20 protein-coding genes and 1 pseudogene are annotated in these 23293 nt (G+C 75.9%); 11 read left to right on the forward strand and 10 right to left on the reverse strand.

The genetic code is table 11. The annotated features are described in order from the left end of the window. Window positions 1-54: 54 nt before the first annotated feature. Window positions 55-1080 carry a hypothetical protein gene (locus tag ACRRSS_RS13015; protein ID WP_435971359.1) on the forward strand — a complete coding sequence of 342 codons (1026 nt, stop codon included), beginning with the start codon at window positions 55-57 and terminating at the stop codon, window positions 1078-1080. A 62-nt stretch (window positions 1081-1142) separates the two neighbouring features. Here ACRRSS_RS13015 and ACRRSS_RS13020 read toward each other — a convergent pair whose 3' ends face one another. After that, a complete protein-coding gene (locus ACRRSS_RS13020) occupies window positions 1143-1850 on the reverse strand; it encodes a GNAT family N-acetyltransferase (RefSeq protein ID WP_435971360.1) in 708 nt (235 codons plus the stop codon). A 264-nt stretch (window positions 1851-2114) separates the two neighbouring features. Here ACRRSS_RS13020 and ACRRSS_RS13025 point away from each other — a divergent pair, with 264 nt between their 5' ends. After that, window positions 2115-2744 (forward strand): isochorismatase family protein, encoded by a 630-nt coding sequence (locus ACRRSS_RS13025; protein WP_435971361.1) that lies wholly within the window; start codon window positions 2115-2117, stop codon window positions 2742-2744. Window positions 2745-2789: 45 nt separating this feature from the next. Here the strand turns inward: ACRRSS_RS13025 and ACRRSS_RS13030 are convergent, their stop codons facing one another. Together ACRRSS_RS13030 and ACRRSS_RS13035 are read right to left on the reverse strand one after the other, a co-directional pair. Then, window positions 2790-3119: a TetR/AcrR family transcriptional regulator gene (locus tag ACRRSS_RS13030; protein WP_435971362.1), complete on the reverse strand. Its 330-nt coding sequence runs from the start codon at window positions 3117-3119 to the stop codon at window positions 2790-2792. 116 nt (window positions 3120-3235) lie between these two features. Next, window positions 3236-4084 carry an NADPH-dependent F420 reductase gene (locus tag ACRRSS_RS13035; protein WP_435971363.1) on the reverse strand — a complete coding sequence of 283 codons (849 nt, stop codon included), beginning with the start codon at window positions 4082-4084 and terminating at the stop codon, window positions 3236-3238. Window positions 4085-4212: 128 nt separating this feature from the next. Between ACRRSS_RS13035 and ACRRSS_RS13040 the strand changes: the two genes are divergently transcribed. The 5 genes and pseudogenes from ACRRSS_RS13040 to ACRRSS_RS13060 all read left to right on the forward strand — a co-directional run bounded on the left by ACRRSS_RS13040 (window position 4213) and on the right by ACRRSS_RS13060 (window position 9188). After that, the gene (locus tag ACRRSS_RS13040) at window positions 4213-4554 is read left to right on the forward strand and encodes an ArsR/SmtB family transcription factor (protein ID WP_435971364.1); all 342 of its coding nucleotides are present in this window, start codon (window positions 4213-4215) and stop codon (window positions 4552-4554) included. Between the two features lie 85 nt (window positions 4555-4639). Continuing rightward, window positions 4640-5026, forward strand: a complete 387-nt coding sequence (locus tag ACRRSS_RS13045) for an anti-sigma factor antagonist (protein ID WP_435971365.1) — start codon at window positions 4640-4642, stop codon at window positions 5024-5026. A gap of 139 nt (window positions 5027-5165) precedes the next feature. Further along, the gene (locus ACRRSS_RS13050) at window positions 5166-5513 is read left to right on the forward strand and encodes an ArsR/SmtB family transcription factor (protein ID WP_435971366.1); all 348 of its coding nucleotides are present in this window, start codon (window positions 5166-5168) and stop codon (window positions 5511-5513) included. Window positions 5514-5521: 8 nt separating this feature from the next. Continuing rightward, a pseudogene (locus ACRRSS_RS13055) lies at window positions 5522-5694 on the forward strand (DUF2000 family protein); the annotation flags it as partial. Window positions 5695-5897: 203 nt separating this feature from the next. Further along, window positions 5898-9188: an AAA family ATPase gene (locus ACRRSS_RS13060; RefSeq protein WP_435971367.1), complete on the forward strand. Its 3291-nt coding sequence runs from the start codon at window positions 5898-5900 to the stop codon at window positions 9186-9188. Here the strand turns inward: ACRRSS_RS13060 and ACRRSS_RS13065 are convergent. After that, window positions 9170-11065 (reverse strand): protein kinase domain-containing protein, encoded by a 1896-nt coding sequence (locus ACRRSS_RS13065; protein ID WP_435971368.1) that lies wholly within the window; start codon window positions 11063-11065, stop codon window positions 9170-9172. The genes ACRRSS_RS13060 and ACRRSS_RS13065 overlap by 19 nt on opposite strands. Then, window positions 11020-12813, reverse strand: a complete 1794-nt coding sequence (locus ACRRSS_RS13070; protein ID WP_435971369.1) for a hypothetical protein — start codon at window positions 12811-12813, stop codon at window positions 11020-11022. Before ACRRSS_RS13070 ends, ACRRSS_RS13065 begins: the two co-directional genes overlap by 46 nt. Before the next feature lie 472 nt (window positions 12814-13285). On the opposite strand from ACRRSS_RS13070, the gene ACRRSS_RS13075 reads away from it, so the two are divergent. Then, entirely contained in the window at window positions 13286-15346 is a 2061-nt protein-coding gene (locus ACRRSS_RS13075) for a SpoIIE family protein phosphatase (protein ID WP_435971370.1), read from the forward strand. 10 nt (window positions 15347-15356) lie between these two features. Here ACRRSS_RS13075 and ACRRSS_RS13080 read toward each other — a convergent pair whose 3' ends face one another. The 3 genes from ACRRSS_RS13080 to ACRRSS_RS13090 form a co-directional block, all read right to left on the reverse strand. Next, window positions 15357-15989 (reverse strand): DinB family protein, encoded by a 633-nt coding sequence (locus ACRRSS_RS13080; protein WP_435971371.1) that lies wholly within the window; start codon window positions 15987-15989, stop codon window positions 15357-15359. A gap of 187 nt (window positions 15990-16176) precedes the next feature. Further along, entirely contained in the window at window positions 16177-16572 is a 396-nt protein-coding gene (locus tag ACRRSS_RS13085; RefSeq protein ID WP_435971372.1) for a TOBE domain-containing protein, read from the reverse strand. Window positions 16573-16626: 54 nt separating this feature from the next. After that, window positions 16627-17106 carry an Lrp/AsnC family transcriptional regulator gene (locus tag ACRRSS_RS13090; protein ID WP_351897750.1) on the reverse strand — a complete coding sequence of 160 codons (480 nt, stop codon included), beginning with the start codon at window positions 17104-17106 and terminating at the stop codon, window positions 16627-16629. Between the two features lie 270 nt (window positions 17107-17376). On the opposite strand from ACRRSS_RS13090, the gene ACRRSS_RS13095 reads away from it, so the two are divergent. The 3 genes from ACRRSS_RS13095 to ACRRSS_RS13105 all read left to right on the forward strand — a co-directional run bounded on the left by ACRRSS_RS13095 (window position 17377) and on the right by ACRRSS_RS13105 (window position 21040). Beyond that, complete coding sequence (locus tag ACRRSS_RS13095) at window positions 17377-18039, forward strand: HAD family hydrolase (RefSeq protein WP_435971373.1); 663 nt, start codon at window positions 17377-17379, stop codon at window positions 18037-18039. Between the two features lie 318 nt (window positions 18040-18357). Beyond that, window positions 18358-19854, forward strand: a complete 1497-nt coding sequence (locus tag ACRRSS_RS13100) for an FUSC family protein (RefSeq protein WP_435975316.1) — start codon at window positions 18358-18360, stop codon at window positions 19852-19854. 130 nt (window positions 19855-19984) lie between these two features. Beyond that, the gene (locus tag ACRRSS_RS13105; RefSeq protein ID WP_435971374.1) at window positions 19985-21040 is read left to right on the forward strand and encodes a lactonase family protein; all 1056 of its coding nucleotides are present in this window, start codon (window positions 19985-19987) and stop codon (window positions 21038-21040) included. Window positions 21041-21127: 87 nt separating this feature from the next. On the opposite strand, the gene ACRRSS_RS13110 is transcribed toward ACRRSS_RS13105, so the two are convergent. Next, window positions 21128-22051, reverse strand: coding sequence for a sirohydrochlorin chelatase (locus ACRRSS_RS13110; RefSeq protein WP_435971375.1), 924 nt, complete (start codon window positions 22049-22051; stop codon window positions 21128-21130). A 146-nt stretch (window positions 22052-22197) separates the two neighbouring features. Then, a complete protein-coding gene (locus ACRRSS_RS13115) occupies window positions 22198-23265 on the reverse strand; it encodes an N-acetylglucosamine kinase (RefSeq protein WP_435971376.1) in 1068 nt (355 codons plus the stop codon). Window positions 23266-23293 lie beyond the last annotated feature (28 nt).

The raw sequence follows: 23293 nt of genomic DNA on the forward strand, positions 1-23293 counted from the left end.
GCACCGACGAGCGGCGAAAGTGCGGCACCGACGAGCGGCGACAGTGCGGCATCGGTGAGCGAGACCCGGCGGCGGACGGCGGCGGAGGGCGCGAGCGCCGTGACAGACGGGGGCCGGGAACTCTCGCCCGGCATCGTCCTCCTGAGCGGGGTCGTGGGAGGCGTCAGCCTCGCCACGGGCGCCCTGCTCGCCGTCACGAGCCTGGCCGGGTACGCGGCCGGCCCCTGGGCGTCGCCGGAGGCGCTGAGCCCCGGCCTCATCGGCGCGGCCATGGCCGGGGTGGCCCCGGCGCTCTTCACGATCGGCGGGGCGCGCGTCTGGGAGGACGTGCGGAGCCTGGTGCTGCCTCTGGTGATCGTGCTCGTCGGCCTGTTCACGGTGAGCCTGCTGAACGCCGGCGCTCTCCAGGCGGTCCGGGGCGGCCCGCTGTTCCTCGCCCTCTTCAGCCTCGGCTGGGTCGCCACCCTCGGCCTCCTTGCCCTCGCCGCCGTGGGCTGCCTCGCCGCGCAGTACCGCCGACCGGCCGGGCGGACGGCCGTGCCGGGGCGGTCGGGAACGGCTTCGGCCGGGGGGCCGCCGGGCGCGGTGTCGGCCGGTGGGCCGTCGGGAAGGGCTTCGGCCGGGGGCGCGACCGGGAGCGCGGCACCGCGACGGCCGGGCGTTCCGATGCCCGGCTGGTCGAAGCCGCCGCTCGCCGTCGTCGGCTCGGGCTGGCTCGGCATCGGGGTCGGCCTGCTGGTCGTCCCCGGGTTCTGGGGCGCCCTCGTGCCGTGGACCGTGAACCGGGCGGACGCGCAGGGCCTGGGAGTGTGGGCACTCGCCCTCGGCGTCGGTGTCCTCGCCTCCCTGGCCGAGGACGACCTGACCCGTCTCCGCCCCGCCCTCCGGGCGGTCCCGGCGGTGGCGCTGGCCCTCGCGGTCGTCCTCGTCGTCCACGGCCGAGCGGTCGACTGGGCCTCGGGCCCGGGCATCTCCCTGATCGCCCTGGTCACCGGCCTCCTGACGACGGGAGTCACGGGCGGATGGCTGCTCCCCCGCGCGACCCGCCGCAGCGGCGGGACCCCGCCCGTCGGGTCGTGATCACCGACCTCGTGCCGTGCTCACCGCCTTCGTGTCTTGGCCACCGTGACCACCGGCCTTCGTCACGGAGTGCGGAACCCGCGGAACGTCACCGGCTTGCGGGTCACGAAGCCGAGCCGTTCGTAGAGCGCGATCGCGCCGGTGTTCGCCTCGGCCACGTGCAGGAAGGGGCGCTCGCCCCTGGCGGTGATGCGGGTGACGAGCGCGCCGACCAGGCGGGCGGCGTGCCCTTGCCCACGGGCCTCGGGCGCGGTGCAGACGGCGCTGATCTCCGTCCAGCCCGGCGGCCGGAGCCGCTCGCCCGCCATGGCCACCAGCCCGCCGTCGTCGCGGATTCCGAGGTAGGTGCCGAGTTCGTGGGTGCGCGACCAGAACGGCCCCGGCTTGGTCCGCGCGATCAGGTCGAGCATCTCCGGTCCGCTGTCGGCGCCCAGCTCGACCATGCCCGCGTCGGTCTCGTCCCCGGCGTGGCCGGGCAGGGCGTCCTCGGGCCAGATCATCTGCCGGCCTTCGAGCACGAAGACCGGCTCCCAGTGCGACGGCGGGGTCGCCGGGCAGCTGAACATGTCGGCGAACTCGCCCCGACCGAGGAGCCGGACGAGGTCGTCCCAGTCCGCCGGACCCGGATCGGCGGACACCGAGGCGAAGGTCGAGACGTCCGGCAGGTAGGTGGCGGCGCGGCCGACGCCGCGGGCCAGATGCGCGTGACGACCGCGCAGGGACTCACCCACCGGGTCGTCGAGTGCGACGACGTCGCGGCTCACCGACATGCTCTTCCTCTCCCCAGCGGACACCGGCCACCGGACGACCGGGCGACGCCCGCCGCCGGTACGGCATCCGCGAACAGCGCCCGCGTGGCGCGAGCGGTCCCACGAACAGATTGTCGCTCACGGAGCTGATCGACCCGCGGGCGGTGGTCCACGGTGACCACGGCTCCCCGGGAACCCTCGCGGGCGCCGCGGAACCCCGCTCCGCCGCGGTCCGGCGGACGAAACCCCGTGGCAGCGGGGGCCGGTGGGAGTGATGATGTCCGGATGACCCAGCATCCGGGGACCACCCCGACCCCGCCCGTGGACGCCCTGATCGTCGTGGACGTGCAGTCGGCCTTCGTCACCGGGGACGGGGCCGTGCCCGCGGCCGCGCGGCTCGTCGACCGCACGACGGACCTGATCGCCCGGGCCCGGAGGGACGGCGCCCTCGTCGTCCACCTCCAGAACGACGGACCGCCCGGCTCGGAGGACGAACCCCACACGCCGGGCTGGGAGCTCCACCACCCCGTCGAGCCCGGACCGAGGGAGCTGGTGATCCGCAAGCCGCACGACGACGGCTTCCAGGAGACCCCGCTGGGCGGCGTGCTCGCCGACGCGGGGGTGCGGGCGCTCGCCGTCTGCGGAGTGATGTCCGAGATGTGTGTCCAGGCGACGGCCCGTACGGCCCTGGCGCGCGGCTACCGCGTCGTCGTGCCGCACGACGCCCATGCCACCCAGGACGTTCCGGCGGCGCCGGGGATCAGCGAGGCCGTCCCGGCCGCGACGGTCTCCCGGGTCGCGGCCTACGCCCTCGGGAGCGACGCGGAGGTCACCGTCCGCGCCGCGGACGTAGCGTTCACGGCCCCGGCCCCGGCCCCGGCCCCGGCCCCGGCCCCGGCCCCGACCACGGGCTGAGGCTCCCGTGCGGGACGGGGAGCCAGGGAGAGTCCCGCTGTTCCGTCACTCCGGGCGCAGCGAACGCCAGACGCGGTCCGGCAGGATCCGCGTCGCCCGGGCGAGATCGACATCGTGCGCGCCGCACAGCCACCGGCGCGCGGTCTCGGCGGCCGGCCCGGCGACGACCTCGCCGTACAGCTGCTCCGTGCACCGGATGTACGGGGCGGCGGCGAGGCCGTCGAAACTGCCGAAGTGGTGGTAGAGGCTGACACCGCTGGCCGCCGTCACCGCGTTCACGGTGAACCCCTGCCGGCCGGAGTCCGCGTACACCCGCAGCGCCGTGGTCAGCAGCCGCTCGACCGTGGCCTCACCACGCTGCTGCTTAGGAGACACGGGGCAACCCTGGTGCAGCCCTGTCGAGAAGATGGTTCTGGTAAAGCGGCTGCGGGGCACGCGGATCGCGTCGGCCTCCGGCGGGCCGGAGCGCGTTGATCCGGAAGGGGCGGCGGTCAGCCCCGGAAGTCCTTCGGGCGCTCGGGGGAGGCCTCCGCGAGCGCCTTCGTCACGGCGTCCACGCCCTCCCGCAGGCCGTACACCGGCGTGCCAGGCTGCTGGCGCCAGGAGTCGTCGACACCACCCGCGTCCACCGTGTCGAAACCCAGCTCGTCGATGAGGAGGCGCACCTTCTCCTTCGCCGCCGCGTCGTCCCCCGCCACGGGCAGGGCGAGCCGGTCCGGCGCGCCCGCCGGACGCGGCCGCTCCAGGATGTCCTGGGCGAAGGTCCCGTTGAAGGCCTTGACCACCGGGTGGCCGATCTGGCGCTCGGTCCAGCGGCTCTCCGTCAGTCCCTCGTCCTCGATGGCGGCGATGCGACCGTCACGCTCGCGGGGGTAGTAGTTGCCGGTGTCGACGACGGCGAAGCCGTCGGCCGCCCCGTCGAAGAGTCCGGCCGGAAGGTCCGGGACGTTCTTCAGCGGGACGGTGACGACGACGACGTCGGCGCCCCGCGCGGCCTCCGAGGCGGCGACCGGGGTGGCGCCCGTCTCCTCGGCGAGAGCGGTGAGGGTCTCGGGGCCACGGGAGTTGGCCACGGACACGTCGTGGCCGAGGGCGGTGAGACGGCGGGTCAGATTGCCGCCGATGTTGCCGGCGCCGATGATGCCGATCTTCATGGTTGCGTCCTTCTGTTCCGGCTGTGCGTGATCACGGCTGTCATGAACAGCTTCCGTCAGACGGCGGTGGGGAGGGTACGGAACACGCCACGGGTTCCCCGGCGCGAGGGCCGGGCCCCGCCGGTGCCGAAGCCAGTGCCTGGCCGAGCCGGCGGCCCTTCTGGACGTCCGGCTACGGGTCGGCATCGGCGGCGGGTCCGGTCATAAGTGATCAGCAAATTGCATAATTCTGCAATTCGATACATCCTGATCAGGCTGCGTCCCAGGCCAGCCGCGGGCGCGGTGCCCCCGCCCGCGCCCCCGGAGGACAGCCCGTGCCGGTCCCGCTGTACCAGGCCAAGGCCGAGTTCTTCCGCCTGCTCGGCCATCCCGTACGCGTCCGGGTCCTGGAGCTGCTCCAGGACGGGCCGATGCCGGTACGGGACCTGCTCGCCCGGATCGAGGTCGAGCCCGCGGCCCTCTCCCAGCAGCTGGCCGTGTTGCGCCGTTCCGGGATCGTGACCGCCACGCGTGAGGGGCCCACCGTCGTCTACACGCTCACGAGCGGAGACGTCGCCCAGCTGATGCGGGCCGCGCGGCGGATCCTCACCGAGATGCTCGCCGTACAGGACCGTTTCCTCGACGGACTCCGCGAGAGCGAGGCCGTGCCCAGCTGACCGGGCCGGCCCGGTCGGGCCGGCCGCACACCCGCCCATCCGCGCTCCCGCAGTGATCACCGTACGAGAAGGAACGACGACGCACATGACCATCGAATGGCGCTACACCGTGCAGCAGGACCTGGGCGTCCTGTCCCTGGCCGGGTTCCTCGGAGCCGACGCCCTGGGACGGTTCACCGGGGCCGTGGGGTGGGCGGTCGCGCGGGGTACGGGGCCCGTCGTCCTCGACCTGACGCGGCTGCGGGGCTGGTCGGTGGGCGGGCAGCTCGCCGTCGCGGAGGCCGCCCTGCGGCTGCGGGCCGCGGGCCGGGCCCTCGAACTGGCCGCGATCCCGGCCGACGGCTCCCTCGTACCCGTGGGCGACGGGCACCCCGTCCCGATCCATCGTGACCTGGCCGCCGCGCTCGCCGCGCACACGGGCGCGGGCGTGGAGCAGCGGGCCTGGCGCAGCGACGCGTGGCCGACCGCCTGAGTCGTCGGCCCGCTTCGGCCCTCGGGCCGCCCAACTCCCGCACGCCCTGGGGGAATCGGTGCGAAGTCCGTCCCGTCACGCGCGAGGATGGGGGCATGGTGCAGAGTGCTGGGTCGACGCGAGGCGCGGGGTGGGTGCGATGAGCGCGCCGCTCTACCGACTGAAGGCGGAGTTGTTCAAGACGCTGGGGCATCCGGTCCGCATCCGCGTCCTGGAACTGCTGTGTGAACGTGAACACGGGGTGGCCGAGCTGCTCCGCGACACCGGCGTCGAACCGGCCTACCTCTCCCAGCAGTTGGCGGTCCTGCGCCGGGCGAACATGGTCGTCGCCCGGCGCGAGGGAACCGCTGTCCACTACGCCCTGACGAGCCCGCAGGTGGCCGAGCTGCTGACCGTGGCGCGCTCGATCCTCTCCGGCGTCCTCGCGGGCCAGGCCGATCTCCTCGCCGATCTCCGGGCCGCCACGCCCCGGACGCCGACCCGCTAGGTCACACCATGACGACCACCGACGACGCCCCCGTCCGCTTCGACACCAGGATCGCCGTACCCCTGCGGGAGGATCTGTAGACCTGGCAGCGCCGAACGTCACCACGTTCCTGGTCAGCGCCCCCGGCCAGGAACCGCCCGAGGTGATCGGCGAGCCGTACGCCGATGCCGACGGCATCCCGTAGCCGCCGATGTTCCGGCAGCCCGTCCTCGTCTTCGAGGGCCCTCACGGAAACGACCCGCGCGCTCAAGGTCCTCGCCTCCGCCTGACGCCGTTGTCGGTGGCGTGCCGTACAACTGAGAGCGGGGAAGAGGACGACCGAACGCTCCGTGGCCCGAGGGCTGCGGGGTGCACGACCGCGTGACCGCGCGAGGGGGACTGCACGTGGACGCTTTCACGGACCTGGGGGGCGTCGACCGCGCGCCTCTCGTCGGACGGACGCGCGAACTCGACCGGCTCGACGCACTGCTGCGCCACCGTTCCGAGGGGACGGGCCCGGTGGCCGTGGACGTCACGGGCGAGCCGGGCATAGGCAAGACCCGACTCCTCACAGAGTTCGCGGCGCGGGCCCGGACGCGTGGGGTGACCGTCCTGCGCGGCCACGCGGGGCCCGGGGACCCGGACGAGGGCTCGCCGTTCCACCCCTTCGTGGACGCCTTCGCCGACCTGGACCACCGGGACCACATCCGGTCGCCGGCCCTGTCCGCACTGGCGGAACTCGTCGCATCACCGCCGGAGCCCGAGGAGAGGGGAGCCGGGGTCGCAGGGGCGCGCCGAACCGGCCCGGCGGGCTGGGGCGATCGGGCCCCTGAAGGCGCGTCGGCTGACGCGGGCGGCCTGGAGGGTGCGGGTGGACCGGGCTGGAGGGGTGGTGCGGCCGACAGGAGTGGCCTGGACGGTCCAGGTGGACCGGTCCGGACGGGCGGTGCGGTTCGCGCGGGTGGTCCGGAGGGTGCGGGTGGACCGGGCTGGAGGGATGGTGCCAGTGTGCTGGACCGGGCCGACGAGCCGGGTTGGGTCGGTGGCCCCGACCACGACGGCGAGCCGGACCGGGCCGGTCGTTCACGTCGGGCCGGTCGTTCGGACCGGCGGGGCTTCACGGCGCCCAGCCTGGACCGCCTCGCGCAGGCGCGGCGGATCGCCGCGGCGATCCGCCGGGTTCCGACCTCCTCCGGGCTCGTTCTCGTCCTCGACGACTTCCACCGGGCCGACCCCGCCTCCGTCGCCCTCGTCGACCAGCTCCTGCGGCATCCGCCGCGGGGCCCCGTCCTCCTCGTCCTCGTCCGCCGCGAGCGGCAGACCGAGCCCGCGCTCACCTCGGTCCTCGCCCGGGCCGCCGACTCGGGGGACCTCACCCGGCTCGTCCTCGGGCCGTTGACGCCCGACGACTGTGCCGACGGGCTCGTGCCCGGGCTGGCGTCGGACCTCGCCCGGGAGATCCACGCCGAAAGCCTCGGCAACCCGCTCTACCACCGGGCCCTCGCACACGCCCGTACCGGCCGGGGGGAGGCACCCGGCACCGGACCGATGGCGGTGCTCCTCGACGAGTTCGGCCCGCTCGGCGGGGCGGAACGGGCGCTCGTCGAGGCGCTCGCCGTGCTCGGGGGCCGCGCGACGCCCGAGCTCCTCGCCGCCGTCGCCCGGACGACCCCGCACTCCGCCGACCGGTCCACGACCGACGGGGCCCTGAGAGCGCTGACCCGTCGTGATCTCGTCCGGCCCGCCGAGGACGGGCGTGTCCTCGTGCCGCGCCACCCCGCCCTGGCGGAACTCGTCCGGAGCACGCTCGACCCCTGGCGCCGCCGCGAGCTGCACCGGAGGGCGGCCGACGCCCTCGCCGGGGCCGGGGCTCCGGTGACCGAGCGCGCCCCGCACCTCGTCCGTGCCGCGACGGCCTGGGACCCGGCCGTGGCCGGCGAGCTGGTCGAGGCCGCCGAGCGGATCGGCCCGGCCGACCCCGCCCGCGCCGCCCACTGGCTCGCGGCCGTCCTCGTACTGCTCCCCGACACCCACGAGCACCTCGCCACCCGGCGCGAGCTGACGCTCCGGCGGGCCCGGGCGCTCGGATCGGCGGGCCGGGTGGCGGAGAGCCGGGACCTCCTCCACCAGCTCATCGACGCCTGTGGCCCCGACGGTACGACCGACGACGCCCGTGGCCCCGGCGGTACGACCGACGAGGGGACGGCCGAGCTGCGGACCTACGCTGTTCTGCTCTGCGCCTTCATGGAGCGTCACCTGGGCCGCTACCCCGAGGCGGACGCGCTGCTCCGCCGCGAACTGGAACGGACCCCGGGACCCCGCGCCGACCTGCGGACCTGGCTCGTCGTCGAGTGGGGCTGCCGGGCCCTGTTCGCCGCCCGGTACCCCGAGGTCCGCCCCGTCCTCACCCGAACGCTCGACGAGGCCCGGCGACGGCGCGACGAAGCGGGCACGGCGGAGGTCCTCACGCTGGCCGCGCTGGGCGAGGCGTACGAGGGCGACACCGCCGCGGCCCGCGTCCACGCGGCGGAGGCCGCCGCCCTCACCGACGCCTTCACCGACGGCGAACTGGCCTCCCACGCGGAGTCGTTGGTACGGCTCGGCTGGACCGAGGTCTTCCTGGAGCAGTACGGGGCGGCCGAGCGTCACGCCACCCGGGGCATCGGGATGGCCCGCCGCGCCGGACGCCCCTTCGCGCTCTCGCAGCTCCTCCTCTGCTCGGCGTACGTCCACCTCCTGACCGGCAGGGTCGCGACCGCGCTCGACCTGGCCGACGAGTCCCTCGCCGTCGCCCGCACCCTGGGCGGCGCCGAACTGGTCGGATTCAGCGGGGCGATCAGGGCCGTGGTCCTCCTCCACGCCCGGCCCCTGGGCGACCCCGAGGCGCCGCGCGCCGCCGGGGAGGCGGCGGCCACGGTGGGGACGGCCGAGGGCTGGTGGGCCACCCAGACCCGCAGCCTCCTCGGCTACGCCGTGCCGCTCGGCCGGGACCCGCACCGGGTGCGGGAGGTGCTCGTGCGCGCCGGCGGCGACCGGGACCTCTCCCGGCTCCAGCCCTCGCTGCGCCCCGGCTACCTCGAACTCCTCTCGGGCGCGGCCCTCGCCACCGGGGACCTCGCGGAGGCCGAGCGGGTGGCCCGCAGGGCCCTTGCGGAGGCGGAGCCGCTCGGGCTGCCCGTCCAGCGTTCCGCCGCCCTGCGTGCCTGGGGGCAGGTGCTGGCGGGAAGAGGCGAACCGGCCGCCGCCGCGCAGGCGTTCACCGACGCGGCGCGTGAGAGCGCCCGTTCCGGAGCCCTCCTGCGCGAGGCGCACAGCCTGCTGCTCGCCGCGCCCCGGACCCAGGAGGCGGGTGACGCGGCCAGGGCCGCCGCGCAGTGGCGCAGGGGCCGCCGGCTGGCCGCCGAGGGCGGCGCCCGCATGCTGGTCGACCTCGCCGACCGCACCCGGCCGGTACCTCCGGAGGGGCCGGCCGGGGGACGGCTCGCCGTCCTCACCCCGCGCGAGCGGGAGATCTCGGTCCTGGTCGCCGAGGGGCTGACCAACCAGGCCGTGGCGGACCGGCTCTGCCTGAGCCCGCGCACGGTCGAGAGCCATGTCGCCCGGGTCTACCGCAAGACGGGGGTGGAGACCCGGGCCGGACTCGCCTCCCTCGTCGTCAGGGACGGGGCGGGCGGCGGTCAGTCCTCGCGGGGGTAGGCGGCGGTCACCCGCCCCTGCGCGTCGGCCTGGAGGTAGGCGGAGCCGTACGAGTCGGACAGGTAGACGCTCATTCCCGCCTTGTTCCCGGTGAGTGTCGACGCCGGGCTGAGGACGAGGTAGCGGCTGGTGGGCTCGGCGACGCCGAGTTCCTTCTCCGCGCGCTTCATGAGGGCCGGCAGGTTGTCCCACGAGAAGGAGTTCAGGTCGACCGGGACCGAGCCGGGGAACGCGGTGCCGGATCCCTGACGGACGGCCACGTCGCCGCCCCGGTAGATGTACCGGTCGTAGCGCTTCGTGCTGCCCTTGACGACGGACTCGGAGATCGCGTAGTCCGGGTACACGACGAATCCGGTGACGGTGGTCCCGCCCGCCGAGGCCTTGATCGCGGCGATGGCGGCCCGGACCCCGGCGGGCGTCAGAAGGTCGCGCCGCACGGGCTCCGCGTCCTTCGAGGGCGTCGGCGTCGGCGTCTTCGACGCGGCGGGTCCCTGGGCCACCGGCCCCTGTCGCGAGGGCGTCGCGCCGCTCGGCCCGCTGCCGGGATCGCCCGGCCGCCAGTCCCAGTTCATGGCGGCGACGGGGATGCCGACGGCGAGCACCACCACGGCGGCGGCCCCCAGGAACCGGCCGGTACGGCTCCGCCGACGCCGCTCGGTGCCGTCCGTGGGAGAACCGGCCGAGGGAACGGTGACGGGGGAGCCACCCGGGAAGGCAACAGCCGGCGAGCCGCCGGGGAAAGCAGCGGCGGGCGGGCCGCCCGGGAAAGCAGGCCCCGGTGGGCCGCCCGCGTAAACGTCCGCCGGGAATCCGGCCGACGGATCGGTCGCCGACGCCGCTCGTCCCCCCGAGGTCGCGCCTGCTCCAGGAGCCGCGGGTTCCCCCGAGGTCCCACCTGCTCCAGGAGCCGCGGGCGTTCCCGAAGCCGAAGGCAGTGGCGGCGCCAGGTGGAAGGAGGTCGTCCCGCCGACGGTCGCGTCCTGACGTCCGGCCGGCCGGGCCGGCGGGGGTGCCTGGGTGAGGGCGGCGAGCGCGCGGTCGAGTTCCTCCGCGTCCGGGCGGGCGGCCGGGTCGCGGACGAGGAGGCGGTTCAGTACCCCGGTCAGCTCGCCGGCCCGCCGCGGGGGCGGCACGTCGTCGGAGAGGACGGCCGCCAGCGTCGCGAGGGTGTTCTCCCGGCGCAACGGGTGCAGGCCCTCGACCGCCACGTACAGGAGCATGCCGAGCGACCACAGGTCGGCGGCGGGACCGCTGGCGCCGCCGCCCCGGATCCGTTCGGGCGCCATGTAGTCGGGCGAGCCGATGATCGAGCCCGACGCCGTCAGGACGGTGGACTCCTGGATCGCGGCGATGCCGAAGTCGGTGAGCACCGGCCGGCCGTCGGGACGCAGCAGGACGTTGGCGGGCTTCACGTCGCGGTGCTCGATGTTCCGCTCGTGGGCGGCCCGCAGGGCCGAGAGCAGTTCGCGGCCGATCGTGGCGGCCTCGGCGGGGGTCATGGTGCCCCGGTCGAGCCGGTCCTGGAGGGAACCGCCGGTGACCAGCTCCATCACGAGCCAGGGGTACGTCCCCTCGCCCGCGTCCACGATGTGATGGATGGTCACGACGTTCGGGTGGTCGATCCGGGCCAGGGCGCGTGCCTCGCGCAGGACCCGCTCGCGCAGGATCCGGGCGCCCTCGACGTCGTGCTCGGCCATCGCGGGGTCCGGCGGGCGGACCTCCTTGAGCGCCACGTCGCGGTGGAGGGCCAGGTCGCGGGCGCGCCAGACCGTCCCCATGCCGCCGCCGCCCAGCCGCTCCACCAGCTCGAAGCGGCCGTCGATCACTCTGCTCACACGCACCCCTGCACTCGGGTCCCCGGGGCGGTGGTGGCCCATGGCCCGTCCCCGCCCACGTCGCCGTACACGTTCACCTGGTAGCGCCCCCGCGGCCCGAACGCCTCGGGGAGCTCGCGCAGGCCCCGCCGGGCCCCCTCCGGGCCCGAGTCCTCACCGGCCTCCGCCTCGGCGCAGGCGGCGTCGAGGCCGGGCACGGCGTCGGCACCGACCGTACCGTCCGGTGCGCGGTCCCCGGTCGGCGGGCGGCAGGTCCCTTCCGGCGTCCGGCCCGGCCGATCGCGCTCCACCGGCCCGGACGCCCGGTGCGACCCCCGTCCGGCCTCCCGGGCGGCCTCCGCGAGGACGACCTCGGCCGTGGCGTCGCCCCACACGGCCCGTACCTGCCGGGCCCGGGCGCGCAGGGACCGCGCGGCGGCGGCGTGGTCACCGGCGGCCCGCCACAGGTCGGCCGCCCGCTCGTAGGCGCGGGCGGCCTTCTCGGGCGAACCGGCCACGCCGAGCGCGTGCGCCGTCCGGTGGCTCAGGGCCGCTCCGTGGCGCCGGTCGTCCCACGTCAGGGTCTCCGCCGCCGCGAGCGCGTACTCGCGGGCGGCCCGCCCGGGCTCGCCCAGGCGCAGCGCGCACTCCGCGAGCCAGGCCCTCGCCCGGACGCGAGCCGCCGTGTCCCCGTCGTCCACGAGCCCGGCCGGTGCCTGTTCGAGGAGCTCGCGGGCCTCGTGGCAGCGGCCGCGCTCCGCGTACGCCACGCCGAGCCGGAGGCGTGCGAGGGCGCCGACGCGGACGTCCTGGGCCGTACCGTCGGCATGCCGTACGGCCTCGGCGAGGAGGGACATCCCCTCGTCCCCGTCCGCGCCCTCTTCCTGTCCTCCGGCCGTGAGCCCCGGCCCGTCCGGCCCGGCGACCGTCCACGCCAGGGCGAGACAGAGCCGGGCCCGGTCGGCGGCGCGCAGCGGTGTCTCCGGTACGTCGGAGGCGAGGGCGGTCCGCAGCAGCGCGGCGGCCTCCTCGTGGGCGCCGGTGGCCCGCAGTACGGCGGCGAGAAGGAGTTCGTGGTCGGTGGCCGGCCATGGCCGCCCTCCCGCGCGGTGGTCCTCGATCGCGGCCCTCAGATGGGCGAGGGCGGCGGCCGGGTCGTCGGACGCGGTGATCCGGCCGAGCAGCGCGCGGGTGTCGGAGAGCACGCCGAGGACGGCGGGGTCGGCCCGGTGGGGCGCGGCGAAGGCGAGGAGCCGGGTGAGCTCCTCCCGCAGGGCCCCGGCCTCGGCGGCCGGGTCGGGCGCGGTGTCCAGCAGATCGGCGCGGGCGCGGGCGTGCAGCAGTCGTACCGTCGCGGTCTCCGCGGCGCCGGCCCGCCCGATCGCGTGGAGCGCGACCGCCCGCTCGCACAGTTCGGTGAGCCGGGCGAAGGCGGTCGCGCCCGGGCCGGGGCCGACGGCGACCGCCCGCGCCCGCGAGACCAGGGCCTTGCCGCGCTGCCCGGCCTGTTCGTGCAGGTCGGCGGCGCGGAAGAAGAGCGGTCCCGCCGCGGGCAGAGCCGCGCCCCGGCAGTCGAGGGCGGTCGCGTCCAGGGCGTCGGCGTGGTCCCCGGGGGTGAGGGACCCGCCGGCCCGGCGCAGTGCCGTGGCGGCCCGTTCCCAGGCGCTCCCGGCCCAGGGGTGACCATGGGCGGTGAGCCGCCGCGCCCGGTGCAGCAGCTCGTGCGGGTCCTCGGGCTCGTCGCCGGCGCGGGCTCCAGGGCCGGACGGAGGCGCACCGAGGCGGAACTCGTCGGGCGAGCGGCTGCTCATGGGGGGTGCTCCGGGGAGTGGGAATGCGGAAGGAACGGGGGAGGGGGACGACCGGCCTCCGCGGCGGGACGCGCGCACACAGAGGTCGGACCGACTCTCGCAGTCCCGCGCCGCCCGCACATCCGTAGAACTACGGAACCCTCGGCATCACCCGCCGCCACCGGGCCTCGGCGCCGCCCGCCACCGGAGCCGCGACGCCCCTCTGCCGCCGCCGACGCGCGACGCCGCACGCCACCGCCCCCGCCACAGACGCCCGACCCCCGCCCCCGCCCCCGCCACAGACGCCCGACCCCCGCCCCCGCCCCCGCCACAGACGCCCGACCGCCGCCGCCCCCGCCCCCGCCACAGACGCTCGCCCCCGCCCCCGCCCCATCGATCGGCCGCACTGCGCAGCGCCCGCCGTCACGTACTCGGTTAGGGTGATTCGACAGGGAATGCCCCCCGGGGCCGGGCCGATGCGTAGGTCGATGCGTTGGAGACTCACCAGTCGTCGAGCAGGGTTCCGCAGCCGCCCCGGGCGGCCGTCGGTGACGCCGGTGTGCTCCGCGAGCTGCTGCCGATCGCCCTGTGGCGGGAGGACGCCGAGGGCCGCATCGTCGAGTGGTCGCTCGCCGCGCAGGATCTGCTCGGCCACCGCCCCGAGCACGTGCTCGGACTGCTCGCCACCCCGCTGCTCGTCCCCGACGCCAACCGTGAACTGGCCGAACGGCTGACCCGACGCGTGCAGGCGGGCGAGACGATGGTCGGCACGCTCCCGGTACGCCACCGGGACGGCCACACGATCGCGATGGAGATGTGGATCGTGCCGGCCGCCGACCCGGCGGGGCGGCCGGGAGCGATGCTCATCGCGGTCGAGACCTCCGAGGTCCTGCGCATGCGGGAGAACCTCGCGGCGATGGAGAGCCTCTTCACCCAGTCGCCGATCGGCCTCGCCCTGCTCGGCCCCGACCTGCGCTTCCTCCGCATCAACGACGCGCTGGCCCGGATGAACGGGGTGTCGGCGGCCGAGCACGTGGGCCGCAGGCTCACCGAGGTCGTGCCCGGCGTGAACGCCGCCTCGCTGGAGTCCCTCATGCGCCAGGTCCTGGAGAGCGGGAACGCCGTCGTCGACGCCCGCCGGGTCGGCCGCACCCCCGCGGACCCCGACCGCGACCACATCTGGTCCTGCTCGTACGCCCCGCTCATCGACCGCACCGACCGCCGGTCCCTCGGGCTCATCGCCTCCCTCGTCGACATCACCGAGAGCCAGGAGGCCCACAGCGAGGTCGAGCGGGCCCGTCACCGTTTCGCGCTGCTCGCGGAGGCGGGCGCCCGGATCGGCACGACCCTGGACCTGAAGCAGACGGCCGAGGAGGCAGTGCGTTTCCTCGTCCCCCAGCTCGCCGACTCCGCCGACGTACAGATGCTGGAGGCCGTCCTCGAACCCGACGACCCCGCCGCCTCCACGCGGGGCGTGCTGCGTCGCCTCGCGGCCCGGTTCCCCGACCCGACGGCCCCCACGTCGTCGCTCGTCCCCGGGCAGACCTTCCAGATCCCGCTGGACTCCGTGTACGAGCAGGTCGTCGCCCGCGGGCGGCCCACGAACCTCTTCACGTCCGACATCCCGGCGCTCTTCACGGACCCGCGCACCGAGGCGCTCCGCACCTACTTCGCCTCGCGGATGGGGTCGGCGCGGCTCGTTCCCCTGGTGGCCCGGGGCAAGGTGCTCGGCGCGGTCACGGTGACCCGGCTGCGGACCCGCGAGCCCTTCGACGCGCAGGACTCCGTCCTCATCGACGAGGTCGTGGCCCGCGCCGCCCTCAACATCGACAACGCCCGCCTCTACACCACCCAGCGCGAGGCCGCCCTCACCCTGCAGCGGAGCCTCACCAACAGCGCCCTCCCCGTCGTCACCGGGCTCGAACTGACCGGCCGCTATCTGCCCGCGAGCGCCCACGATGTCGGCGGCGACTGGTACGACGCGATCGCCCTGCCCGGCGGCAGGACGGGACTCGTCATCGGCGACGTGATGGGACACGGCATCCACGCGGCGGCCGTCATGGGGCAGCTGCGGACGGCCGTACGGACCCTGGCCCGGCACGACATCCCCCCGGCGTCGATGCTCAGCTCCCTCGACGCCGTCGTGGCCGACCTCGGCGAGGACACGATGGCGACCTGTGTGTACGCCGTCCACGACCCGGCCACCGGCGGCTGGGTCATCGCCCGCGCCGGCCATCCCCCGCCGGCCGTGGCCACCCCGGACGGGACGATCACCTTCCTCGACGGACCGCCGGGAACCCCGCTGGGAACGGGCGCCCACGACTTCGGTACGGAGGAGGTCGCGCTGCCGGTGGGCGGCCTGCTCGTGCTCTACACCGACGGTCTCATCGAGGCGCGCGACCGCGACCTCGACGAGGGGATGCGGCAGCTGGGCCGGGCGCTGCGGCACCTGGACCGTCCCCTGGACACGCTGTGCGACGAGATCCTGGAACAGCTCCTCGCGGCACCCGCCCAGGACGACGTGGCGATGCTGCTCGCCCGTACGACCCGCTGAGCACCACGGGTCAGGCCGGTGCGCCCGGGTGCCGGAGCCGGTACAGGTCGCGGAGGAGGGCGATCTCCGCCCCGTGGTGCAGCAGCTCCTGGTTCACCCACCAGACGACGTCGAGGAAGGGGTCCTCCGGATCGCTGCCGTGCGGGTAGGTGCTGTGTCCGACGGTGTCGAGCGCCGCGTCGTCGGTGGAGAGCAGGGCGTCGCGCCACGCGCCGGCCGCCGCGTCGAAGGCGGCGACGGCGGTCTTCGCGTCCCCGCTGCTCGCGTGGTCGTCACGGGTCAGGGTGTGGCCGCCGTTCGTGTGGTCGGTGCGCAGGGCGAGCAGCTCGCTGAGGTGGCTCAGCCGCCAGGCGATCGTCGTGAACGGCGGGGGAGACGGATGCGGTGGCGGAGTCGCGTCCCGGCCCCAGTCACCGACACCGGTCAGCACGGTGGCGCGGGGCCCGGGGCCGTCGGCGCGGCGCCGGACGGACCAGCAGCCCGGTCCCGGTTCCCAGAGGTACTCCGCGTCGGTCATCGGACCGACCTGGACGTCCGTGCCGTTCCCGCTGTCCACGACCGGCCCCGCCATACGGTCGGTCAGCCGCTGCCGGCCGAAGTCGAACTGGTCGAGGAGGGGGACGAGCCGTGCGGGTACCGCCATCGGACGCTCCGGATCAATGGGAGGGCAGAGGGCTTCGAACCCTGCCACAGGCCCGTACGCCCGCGCCTTCCCGCTTTCGCGTGAACCGCGCCGCCTCGTGGACCGCGCCGCCGCGTGACCGTCTCGCCGCTCGGCCGAGGCGGCGCGCGGCCACGCCCCCATGACCACACGACCGTGCGGTCACGTGTCAGGCGCGGTCGATGTGCACGCTGGTCGACTTCACGCGCGCGGTGGCCCGCATACCGACCTCCAGGCCCAGCTCCTCCACGGCCTCGCGGGTGAGGAGCGAGACGAGCCGGTGCGGGCCCGCCTGGATCTCCACCTGCGCGGCGACGTCACCGAGCTTCACCGCCGTGACGATGCCGGCGAACGCGTTGCGCGCCGAGGTGTACGGCACGTCCTCGTCGCCCGGGCCGCTCTGCGCGACCTCGACGGAGAAGGCGGCCAGGTCGCGGCCGTCGATGAGACGGCGCCCGTTGTCGTCGCGATGGGTCGTGACCCGGCCGGCGTCCGCCCAGCGGCGCGCGGTGTCGGGGCTCACGCCGAGCAGACGTGCCGCCTGGCCGATGGTGTAGGACTGCATGGGCGACACGTTAGGTCGTACGGGCGGTGATCGACAATCGGACGGACCCCCGGCTCAGCCGGAGCCCGGACGCCGCCCGACCGCCTCGACCAGCGGCAGCAGCCGGTGCGCCACCCGCTCGCGCAGCGCGATCTCGGTCCGGGTGCGGACGACGCCGGGCAGTTGGATGAGCCGCTGGATGACGTCCTCCAGGTGCCCGGCGTCCCGGGCCACCACACGGGTCAGCAGATCGCCCCCGCCGGTGATGGAGAAGGCCTCGACGATCTCCGGCACGGCCGCGAGCGCGTCGCCGACCTCGTCCAGATGCCCCTGGGTCACCTCGACGTGCACGAAGGCGAGCACCGGGTGCCCCAGGGCGGCGGGGGAGAGGACCGGGCCGGTCGCGGTGATCACCCCGTCGCGCTCCAGACGGTCGATCCTGGCCTGCACGGTGCCCCGCGCCACCCCCAGGATCCGCGCGTACTCGCGCACGCTCGTCCGGGGCTGCTCGATGAGCAGCCGCAGGATCCGGGTGTCCAGCTCGTCCACCGCCATGCTCCGCAGGCCTCCTTCCATTCGGATCGCTCCACTCTGGTGCACTGCGGGGCAGGGCAGGGCAGGGCAGGGCCGGGCGGGAGGCGGGGAGGCGGGGAGGCGGCAGGCGGGAGGCCGGGAGCAGGCGGGCAGGCAGGCAGGTAGGCGGGCCGGGCAAGCGGGCCGGGAGCAGGTGGGCAGTCCCGGCAGGCAGGCCGGGCATGCGCCCCGCCCGGCGGGGTACGTGCCGGAGAGGCATCGTAGGTTCCGTCTCCGAAGGGAGCCCCGACCATGGACCGCGCCGCGCTCTTCGACGTCGACGGAACCCTCGTCGACTCCAACCCGCTCCACGTCGTCGCCTGGTGGGAGGCCCTGCGGCAGGACGGACACCACGTCCCGTCGCACGCCGTCCACCGCGCGATCGGCCTGCCGGGCGGGAGCCTCCTCGAGCACCTGCTCGGACCCGGCCGGGACCGGTCGCGGGACGACCGCCTCAGCGCCGCCCACGACGCCCTCTACGGCACCTGGTTCGAGCGGCTGCACGCCTTCGACGGCGCCGCCGACCTGCTGCGGACGCTCGCGGAGAGTGGCCATCGGGTCGTCCTGGTGACCTCGGCCAAGGACCGCGAGCTGACGGCGCTGCGCCGGGCCGTCGACGCGGACGACGCGATCACGGCCACGGCGACGGCCGACGACGTCGAGGAGGGCAAGCCCGCCCCCGACCCCATCGAGCACGCGCTCTCCCTGGTGGGGGTGGCCCCGGACCGGGCCGTGTTCGTCGGCGACAGCGTGTGGGACATGAAGGCCGCGCGCCGCGCGCACGTGGTCGCGGTCGGCCTCCTCTGCGGCGGCCTTCCGCGGGCGGACCTGATCGAGGCGGGCGCCGCCGCCGTGTACGACGACCCGGCCGACCTCCTCGCCCACCTCGACGCGAGCCCCTTCAAGGACGGCTGACGCACGGGCCGAGGACGGCTGACGCACGGGCCGGGCGAAACCGCTCCTGAGCCATTGGCTCCTCCCGGTCACCTGATGGCCCGGGGCGGTGGACCATTGGCCCAGCTCTCCGTCCATCGGTTGAGCCGCCGTACCCCCTTGCCCCTATCCTTGGAGCCATCACACACCTTCGGCGCCGCGCAGCGCCGTCCGGCGACGAGGCCGGACCGGCCCGCGGTGCCTTCGTCGTGTCCGAGCCCCCACCACCCCCGGGGAGCCTCGCGCGCGGCGCGGAACAGGAACAGGGGGGCGGGATTGGCCGCCGTGCGGAAGTACTTCATGGCCCCGGACCCGGGGCTCGTCCGGCTCAGGATCTCGCTCCGTGCCGTCCTCGGCATCACCCTCGCGGTCGCCCTGGCCGAGCTGTTCGGCCTCTCCCTGACCGCCTCCATCACGGCCGGTCTCGCCGCCCTCCTCGCGCTCTTCACCGTCGGCGACCCCACCGTGCGCCGCCAGGCCGTCACCACCGCCCTGCTGCCGGCCGCCGGATTCCCCGTACTCGCGCTCGCCACCCTCCTCCACGACGCACCGCTCCTCCGCGACACCGCCTGGATGCTCGTCGTCTTCGCCGGCGTCTACGCCCGCCGGTGGGGGCCGCGCGGGCACGCGCTCGGCATCTTCGCCTTCATGCAGTTCTTCGTCACCCAGTTCCTGCACGCGCTCCCCGCGCAGCTGCCCGAGCTGTACGCGGCCGTCACGCTCGCGCTGGCCGCCGCCGGAGCGGTCCGCTTCGGGGCCTGGTGCGTCGAGCGGCGCGTCCCGCCGCCCGCCGCACCCGCCCCGATGCCCGGCACCGGCCTGGCCCGCCCCACCACCCGCCAGGCGTTTCAGGCCACGGTCGCCTGCACCCTCGCCCTCGCCGCGGGCCAGCTGATCTCGCACGACCGCTGGTACTGGGCCGTCGGCACCGCCTGGTGGATCTTCGTCAACACCGCCTCGCGCGGCGAGACGCTGGTCCGGGGCTTCCGCCGGGTCCTCGGCACGGTCACCGGCATCGCCGCCGGGCTGCTCGTCGCGGTCCCGCTGGGCGGCGCGACCACCCCCACCGCCCTGCTCGTCGCCGTCTGCGTGTTCGGCATCTTCTACACCGCCCCGCTCTCGTACAGCTGGATGATGTTCTTCGTGACCGTCATGGCGGGGCTGCTGTACGGACTGCTCGGCGTCCTGCACCCCGGACTACTCCTCCTCCGCTTCCAGGAGACCGCCGTCGGCGCGATCGGCGCGGCGATCGGCGTGGCCCTGCTGCCGGTGACCACACACGCGGCCACCAACGCCTGGATCGAGCGGGCCGTGACCTGTGTGCACACCTGCACCACGGCCGCCGCCCGCCGGCTCGCGGGCGACCCGGACGCCGACCCCGCCCCGCACGCCGCCGAGCTGGAGCTGCTGCTCGGCCGGGCCCGGCTCTCCCTCGCGCCGCTCGTGCACCCCCTGAGCCCGCTGCGCGCCCGCAAGGCACGCGCCCGCCGCGTGCTCGCGCTCCTGGACGACTGCGCCCGCGAGATCCGGGGCCTCGCCGCCGTCGCCGCCGACCCGGACGCCTCGCACGACGCCCGGCTCACGGCCGCCGCCTGGCGGGTGGAGGCCGCCGTCCACGCCCTCGTACCCCCGTCCCGTCCGGTGGGCGCCACGGTCGAGCGTCCCGCCGGCGTCCCGCACCATCATCCCGGCGCGGAGGCGGCCCTCGGCCACCTGCACGGCCTGGAACAGGCCCTCGTGGACCTCGCGGCCCCTCTGCGGACGTCGCCGCGCGCCCCGCTTGTCCCGGCGGCCTGACGCGGGGACCGGGCACGCGGTGCCCGGCCCGCCCGCCACCCGCCGCCCCGTTCTGGTCTAGACCGCCTGCTACCGTCGGCCGGACGAAGGCCGGTCGACCGCGACCGGCCCCGGGGACAGGGGAGGCGCCGTGGGCGGCACAGGGACGGTTCGGGGCCGGAGCGGGGTGCGGGCGTACATCGGTTCCTTCACCTCGGCGGGCGGGCGCGGCGTGCTCGCCGCCGACGTGGACGAGACGACGGGCGAGCTGACCGTCACCGGCGGGAGCGACGCCGTCGCCGACCCGTCCTTCCTCGCTCTCGCGGGCCCCGTGCTGCACGCCGTCTCCGAGACCGAGGCGGGCGCCGTGGCCGCCTTCGACATCGCCGGGCCCGCGCCCCTGCCGCTCGGCGCACCCGTCCCCGTCGAAGGCGCCGCCCCCACCCACCTCGCCGTCGCCGCCGGGCACCTGCTCACGGCCAACTACACCTCCGGCAGCGTCACCGCGCTGCCCCTCGCCGAGGACGGCACCGCCCGCCCCGCCACGACCGTCCTGCGGCACGAGGGAAGCGGACCGGTCGCGGCGCGCCAGTCCCGCCCGCACGCCCACCAGGTCCTCCCCGACCCGAGCGGCCGGTGGATCGTCAGCGTGGACCTCGGCACAGACTCCCTGCGCGTCTGCGCCCTGGACCCCGTCACCGGGACCCTCACCCTCCACGGCGAGACCGCGCTGCGCCCGGGCACCGGCCCGCGCCATCTCGCCTTCCACCCGTCGGGCGCGTACGCGTACGTCCTGAACGAGCTGGAGCCCACCCTCACGGTCTGCCGCTGGGACGCCGGGACCGGGGTGCTCGAACCCCTCGGCGAGACCACCGTCGTCCCCGAGGGCACCACCGGCCCCAGCTACCCGTCCGAGGTCGTCGTCGCCCCCGACGGGCGCTTCCTCTGGGCCGCCGTCCGTGGTGACGACACCCTCGCCGTGCTCGCCCTCGGCGCCGCCGGCGCCGAGGCCGCCCTGGTCGCCACCGTCCCCTGCGGCGGCACCTGGCCCCGCGATCTGACCCTCGCCCCGTCCGGGCGCCACCTGTACGCCGCCAACGAGCGCTCCGGCGACGTCACCTGGTTCACCCTCGACCCGGAGACCGGGATCCCCGCCCGCGGGGGAGCGATCGAGGCCCCCGCCGCCTCCTGCGTCGTCTTCGGCTGAACCGGCCGCCCCCGATGACGCGGGGTACGCCGAAGGGCCCGCACCGATGTGGCGGGCCCTTCGGCATACGGGCGGTGGTGGCGGTCCTCAGAGCGAGGGCACGCCCTGCGGCTGCTGCGGCGGGATGCCCAGGGCGGTCGTGTACTGCGAGAGCACCAGCTTGCCGATCGCGGGGTAGGCGCCCAGCGGTTCGGCGGCCGCGCACCCGGCCTCCTTCGACGCCTCGTCGAGGAGCCCCTCGGCCAGCTCGGGGCCGATCAGGTACGGGGCGAGCGCCAGCTGCTCCGAACCGGCGGCGCGCAGCTGCTCGGCGATGGAGGCGATCGAGCCCTCCTGGTCGAGCGCGGCGGCCATCACCGGCACGGCGAGGCGCGCGGCGAGGAGCATGCCGGTGATCCCGGCGGCCTGCACGGCCTCCTCGCCACCGACGGTGGCCAGGATGATGCCGTCGGCGGCCGTCGCGACGGTGAAGAGCCGGGCGCGGTCGGCGCGGGCCAGACCCGCCTCGGAGAGACGCACGTGCAGGGCCTCGGCGAGCAGCGGGTGCGGGCCGAGGACGTCGGTCAGCTCGGCGGTGTTGCCCGCGTCCATCACTGCCTGGCGCACCTGGCGCGTCTGCGCGCTGTCCGGACCGGCGAGCAGCGGGACGACGACCGCGGCCGGGCCCGTGGGGGCGCTGGCCTCGCGGCCGGCGGCCACGGCCAGCTCGTACCGCTGGGTGCGCAGCGCGGCGGCGTGCGCGAGCACGGTCCCCAGCGTGGGGTACTCGGTGTCGTCGCCCTCCAGGAAGCCGATCAGGGCCTCAAGACCGGGCAGCTCGGAACGGGCGATGCTCACGACCTCTTCGGCCAGCGAGCGTATGGCGGCGGAGGGCGCGCCGGGCACAGCGAGAACCAGTGCGGGAGCGCCCTCGGGCGCCGCCGCGGGTTCGGGGCGACGGTGCCGCCCGGACTGACGGGGTCGAGGCATTCGTACAGGCAGGCCGGAAGCAGGCCCATTGGGGGAGCTCATGGCGCCGCATGCTACTGGTTTCGCCCGGCGCGCCGTCGGTTGAGGTACGGTCACGCGGCTTCTGCCCCCCTATGTCCCCTCCGGTCGAGGTCCACGTCTCCGTTCCACCCCGACACACCGCCTCCCACCTGGGCGGATGCCTCCGCCTACGAGGCCCCGTCCGCCCCGCAGTCCCCGTCCGCCCCGCAGTCCCCGTGAGTCCCGTCGACCTCGTCCGCCCCGTCGTAGAACAGGCGGAGCAGCGAGACGTCCCCCGGCAGCCGCAGCGTGCCGGTGGCGAGTCCGGACGCGAGGGCGACCGCCCCGGCCAGCGGATCTCCCCCGGGGGCCACGGTCCGGGCGTGCGGGACCAGCTCCCCGAGCGCGGCACGCAGCGGTACGAGCAAGGGGTCGCCCATCTTGAACAGGCCCCCCGTCAACGCCACCAGCGCCCCGGGCCCCGCGGGGCACGCCGCGGCGGCGGCCTCGGCGATGTGCCCGGCGGCCCTGGCCAGGATGTCCGCGGCCACCGGGTCCTCGGCGGCGCACCGGCCCACCTCCGGGGCGAAGGAGGCGAGCACCGCGGGCCGGTCCGTACGGGGGTAGAGCGTGGCGGGCAGTCCCGCCGCCGGTCCGAACAGCTTCTCGGCGCGGGCCAGGAGCGCCGCCGAACCGCCGCGTCGCCCGTCGTACGCGCGCATCGCCGCCTCCAGTCCGGCCCGGCCGATCCAGGCGCCGCTGCCGCAGTCCCCGAGGAGGTGCCCCCAGCCGTCGGCCCGCCGCCAGGAGGTCAGATCCGTGCCGAGCGCGATCATGCCGGTGCCGCCCGCGACGACGGCGCCCGGCCGCTGTCCGAGCGCTCCGGCGTACGCGGTGACCGCGTCGGCCGCGAGGGCGAGCCGCCGCACCCCCCACGCCTCGGCGAAGGCGGCCGGCAGTTCGGCCCGCAGCTCGTCCCCGAGGGTCGCCATCCCGGCGGCGCCCACGGCCACCGCGACGACCGGCCGCGCGCCCAGGGGTTCCGTGAGGGCCCGCACGGTCGGCAGGACCTGGTCGAGGAAGTGCCGGGCGGAGATCCCGCCGGGTCCGGTCCGCACCGGCTCACGCGAGGCGCGGGTGCCGAGCACGACGCCGCTCGCCGCCTCGGCCAGGGCGACCCGGAGCCCCGAACCACCGGAGTCGATGCCGACGACCAGGCCGCCGGACGGGCCGGAGGGGGTGGAGGGCTCGTTCACGGAAACCACGGTGCACCGTCCTCGCAGC

It is taken from the genome of Streptomyces sp. Qhu_M48, from assembly GCF_051305195.1.
Lineage (GTDB): Bacteria > Actinomycetota > Actinomycetes > Streptomycetales > Streptomycetaceae > Streptomyces.

What these genes read in the sequence shown, in the direction of transcription:
- ACRRSS_RS13020 (WP_435971360.1), bottom strand. Translation starts at nt 1,850, where the DNA reads ATGTCGGTGAGCCGCGACGTCGTCGCACTCGACGACCCGGTGGGTGAG.
- ACRRSS_RS13025 (WP_435971361.1), top strand. Translation starts at nt 2,115, where the DNA reads ATGACCCAGCATCCGGGGACCACCCCGACCCCGCCCGTGGACGCCCTG.
- ACRRSS_RS13035 (WP_435971363.1), bottom strand. Translation starts at nt 4,084, where the DNA reads ATGCCGACCCGTAGCCGGACGTCCAGAAGGGCCGCCGGCTCGGCCAGG.
- ACRRSS_RS13045 (WP_435971365.1), top strand. Translation starts at nt 4,640, where the DNA reads ATGACCATCGAATGGCGCTACACCGTGCAGCAGGACCTGGGCGTCCTG.
- ACRRSS_RS13050 (WP_435971366.1), top strand. Translation starts at nt 5,166, where the DNA reads ATGAGCGCGCCGCTCTACCGACTGAAGGCGGAGTTGTTCAAGACGCTG.
- ACRRSS_RS13065 (WP_435971368.1), bottom strand. Translation starts at nt 11,065, where the DNA reads ATGGGCCACCACCGCCCCGGGGACCCGAGTGCAGGGGTGCGTGTGAGC.
- ACRRSS_RS13070 (WP_435971369.1), bottom strand. Translation starts at nt 12,813, where the DNA reads ATGAGCAGCCGCTCGCCCGACGAGTTCCGCCTCGGTGCGCCTCCGTCC.
- ACRRSS_RS13080 (WP_435971371.1), bottom strand. Translation starts at nt 15,989, where the DNA reads ATGGCGGTACCCGCACGGCTCGTCCCCCTCCTCGACCAGTTCGACTTC.
- ACRRSS_RS13085 (WP_435971372.1), bottom strand. Translation starts at nt 16,572, where the DNA reads ATGCAGTCCTACACCATCGGCCAGGCGGCACGTCTGCTCGGCGTGAGC.
- ACRRSS_RS13090 (WP_351897750.1), bottom strand. Translation starts at nt 17,106, where the DNA reads ATGGCGGTGGACGAGCTGGACACCCGGATCCTGCGGCTGCTCATCGAG.
- ACRRSS_RS13095 (WP_435971373.1), top strand. Translation starts at nt 17,377, where the DNA reads ATGGACCGCGCCGCGCTCTTCGACGTCGACGGAACCCTCGTCGACTCC.
- ACRRSS_RS13100 (WP_435975316.1), top strand. Translation starts at nt 18,358, where the DNA reads ATGGCCCCGGACCCGGGGCTCGTCCGGCTCAGGATCTCGCTCCGTGCC.
- ACRRSS_RS13110 (WP_435971375.1), bottom strand. Translation starts at nt 22,051, where the DNA reads ATGAGCTCCCCCAATGGGCCTGCTTCCGGCCTGCCTGTACGAATGCCT.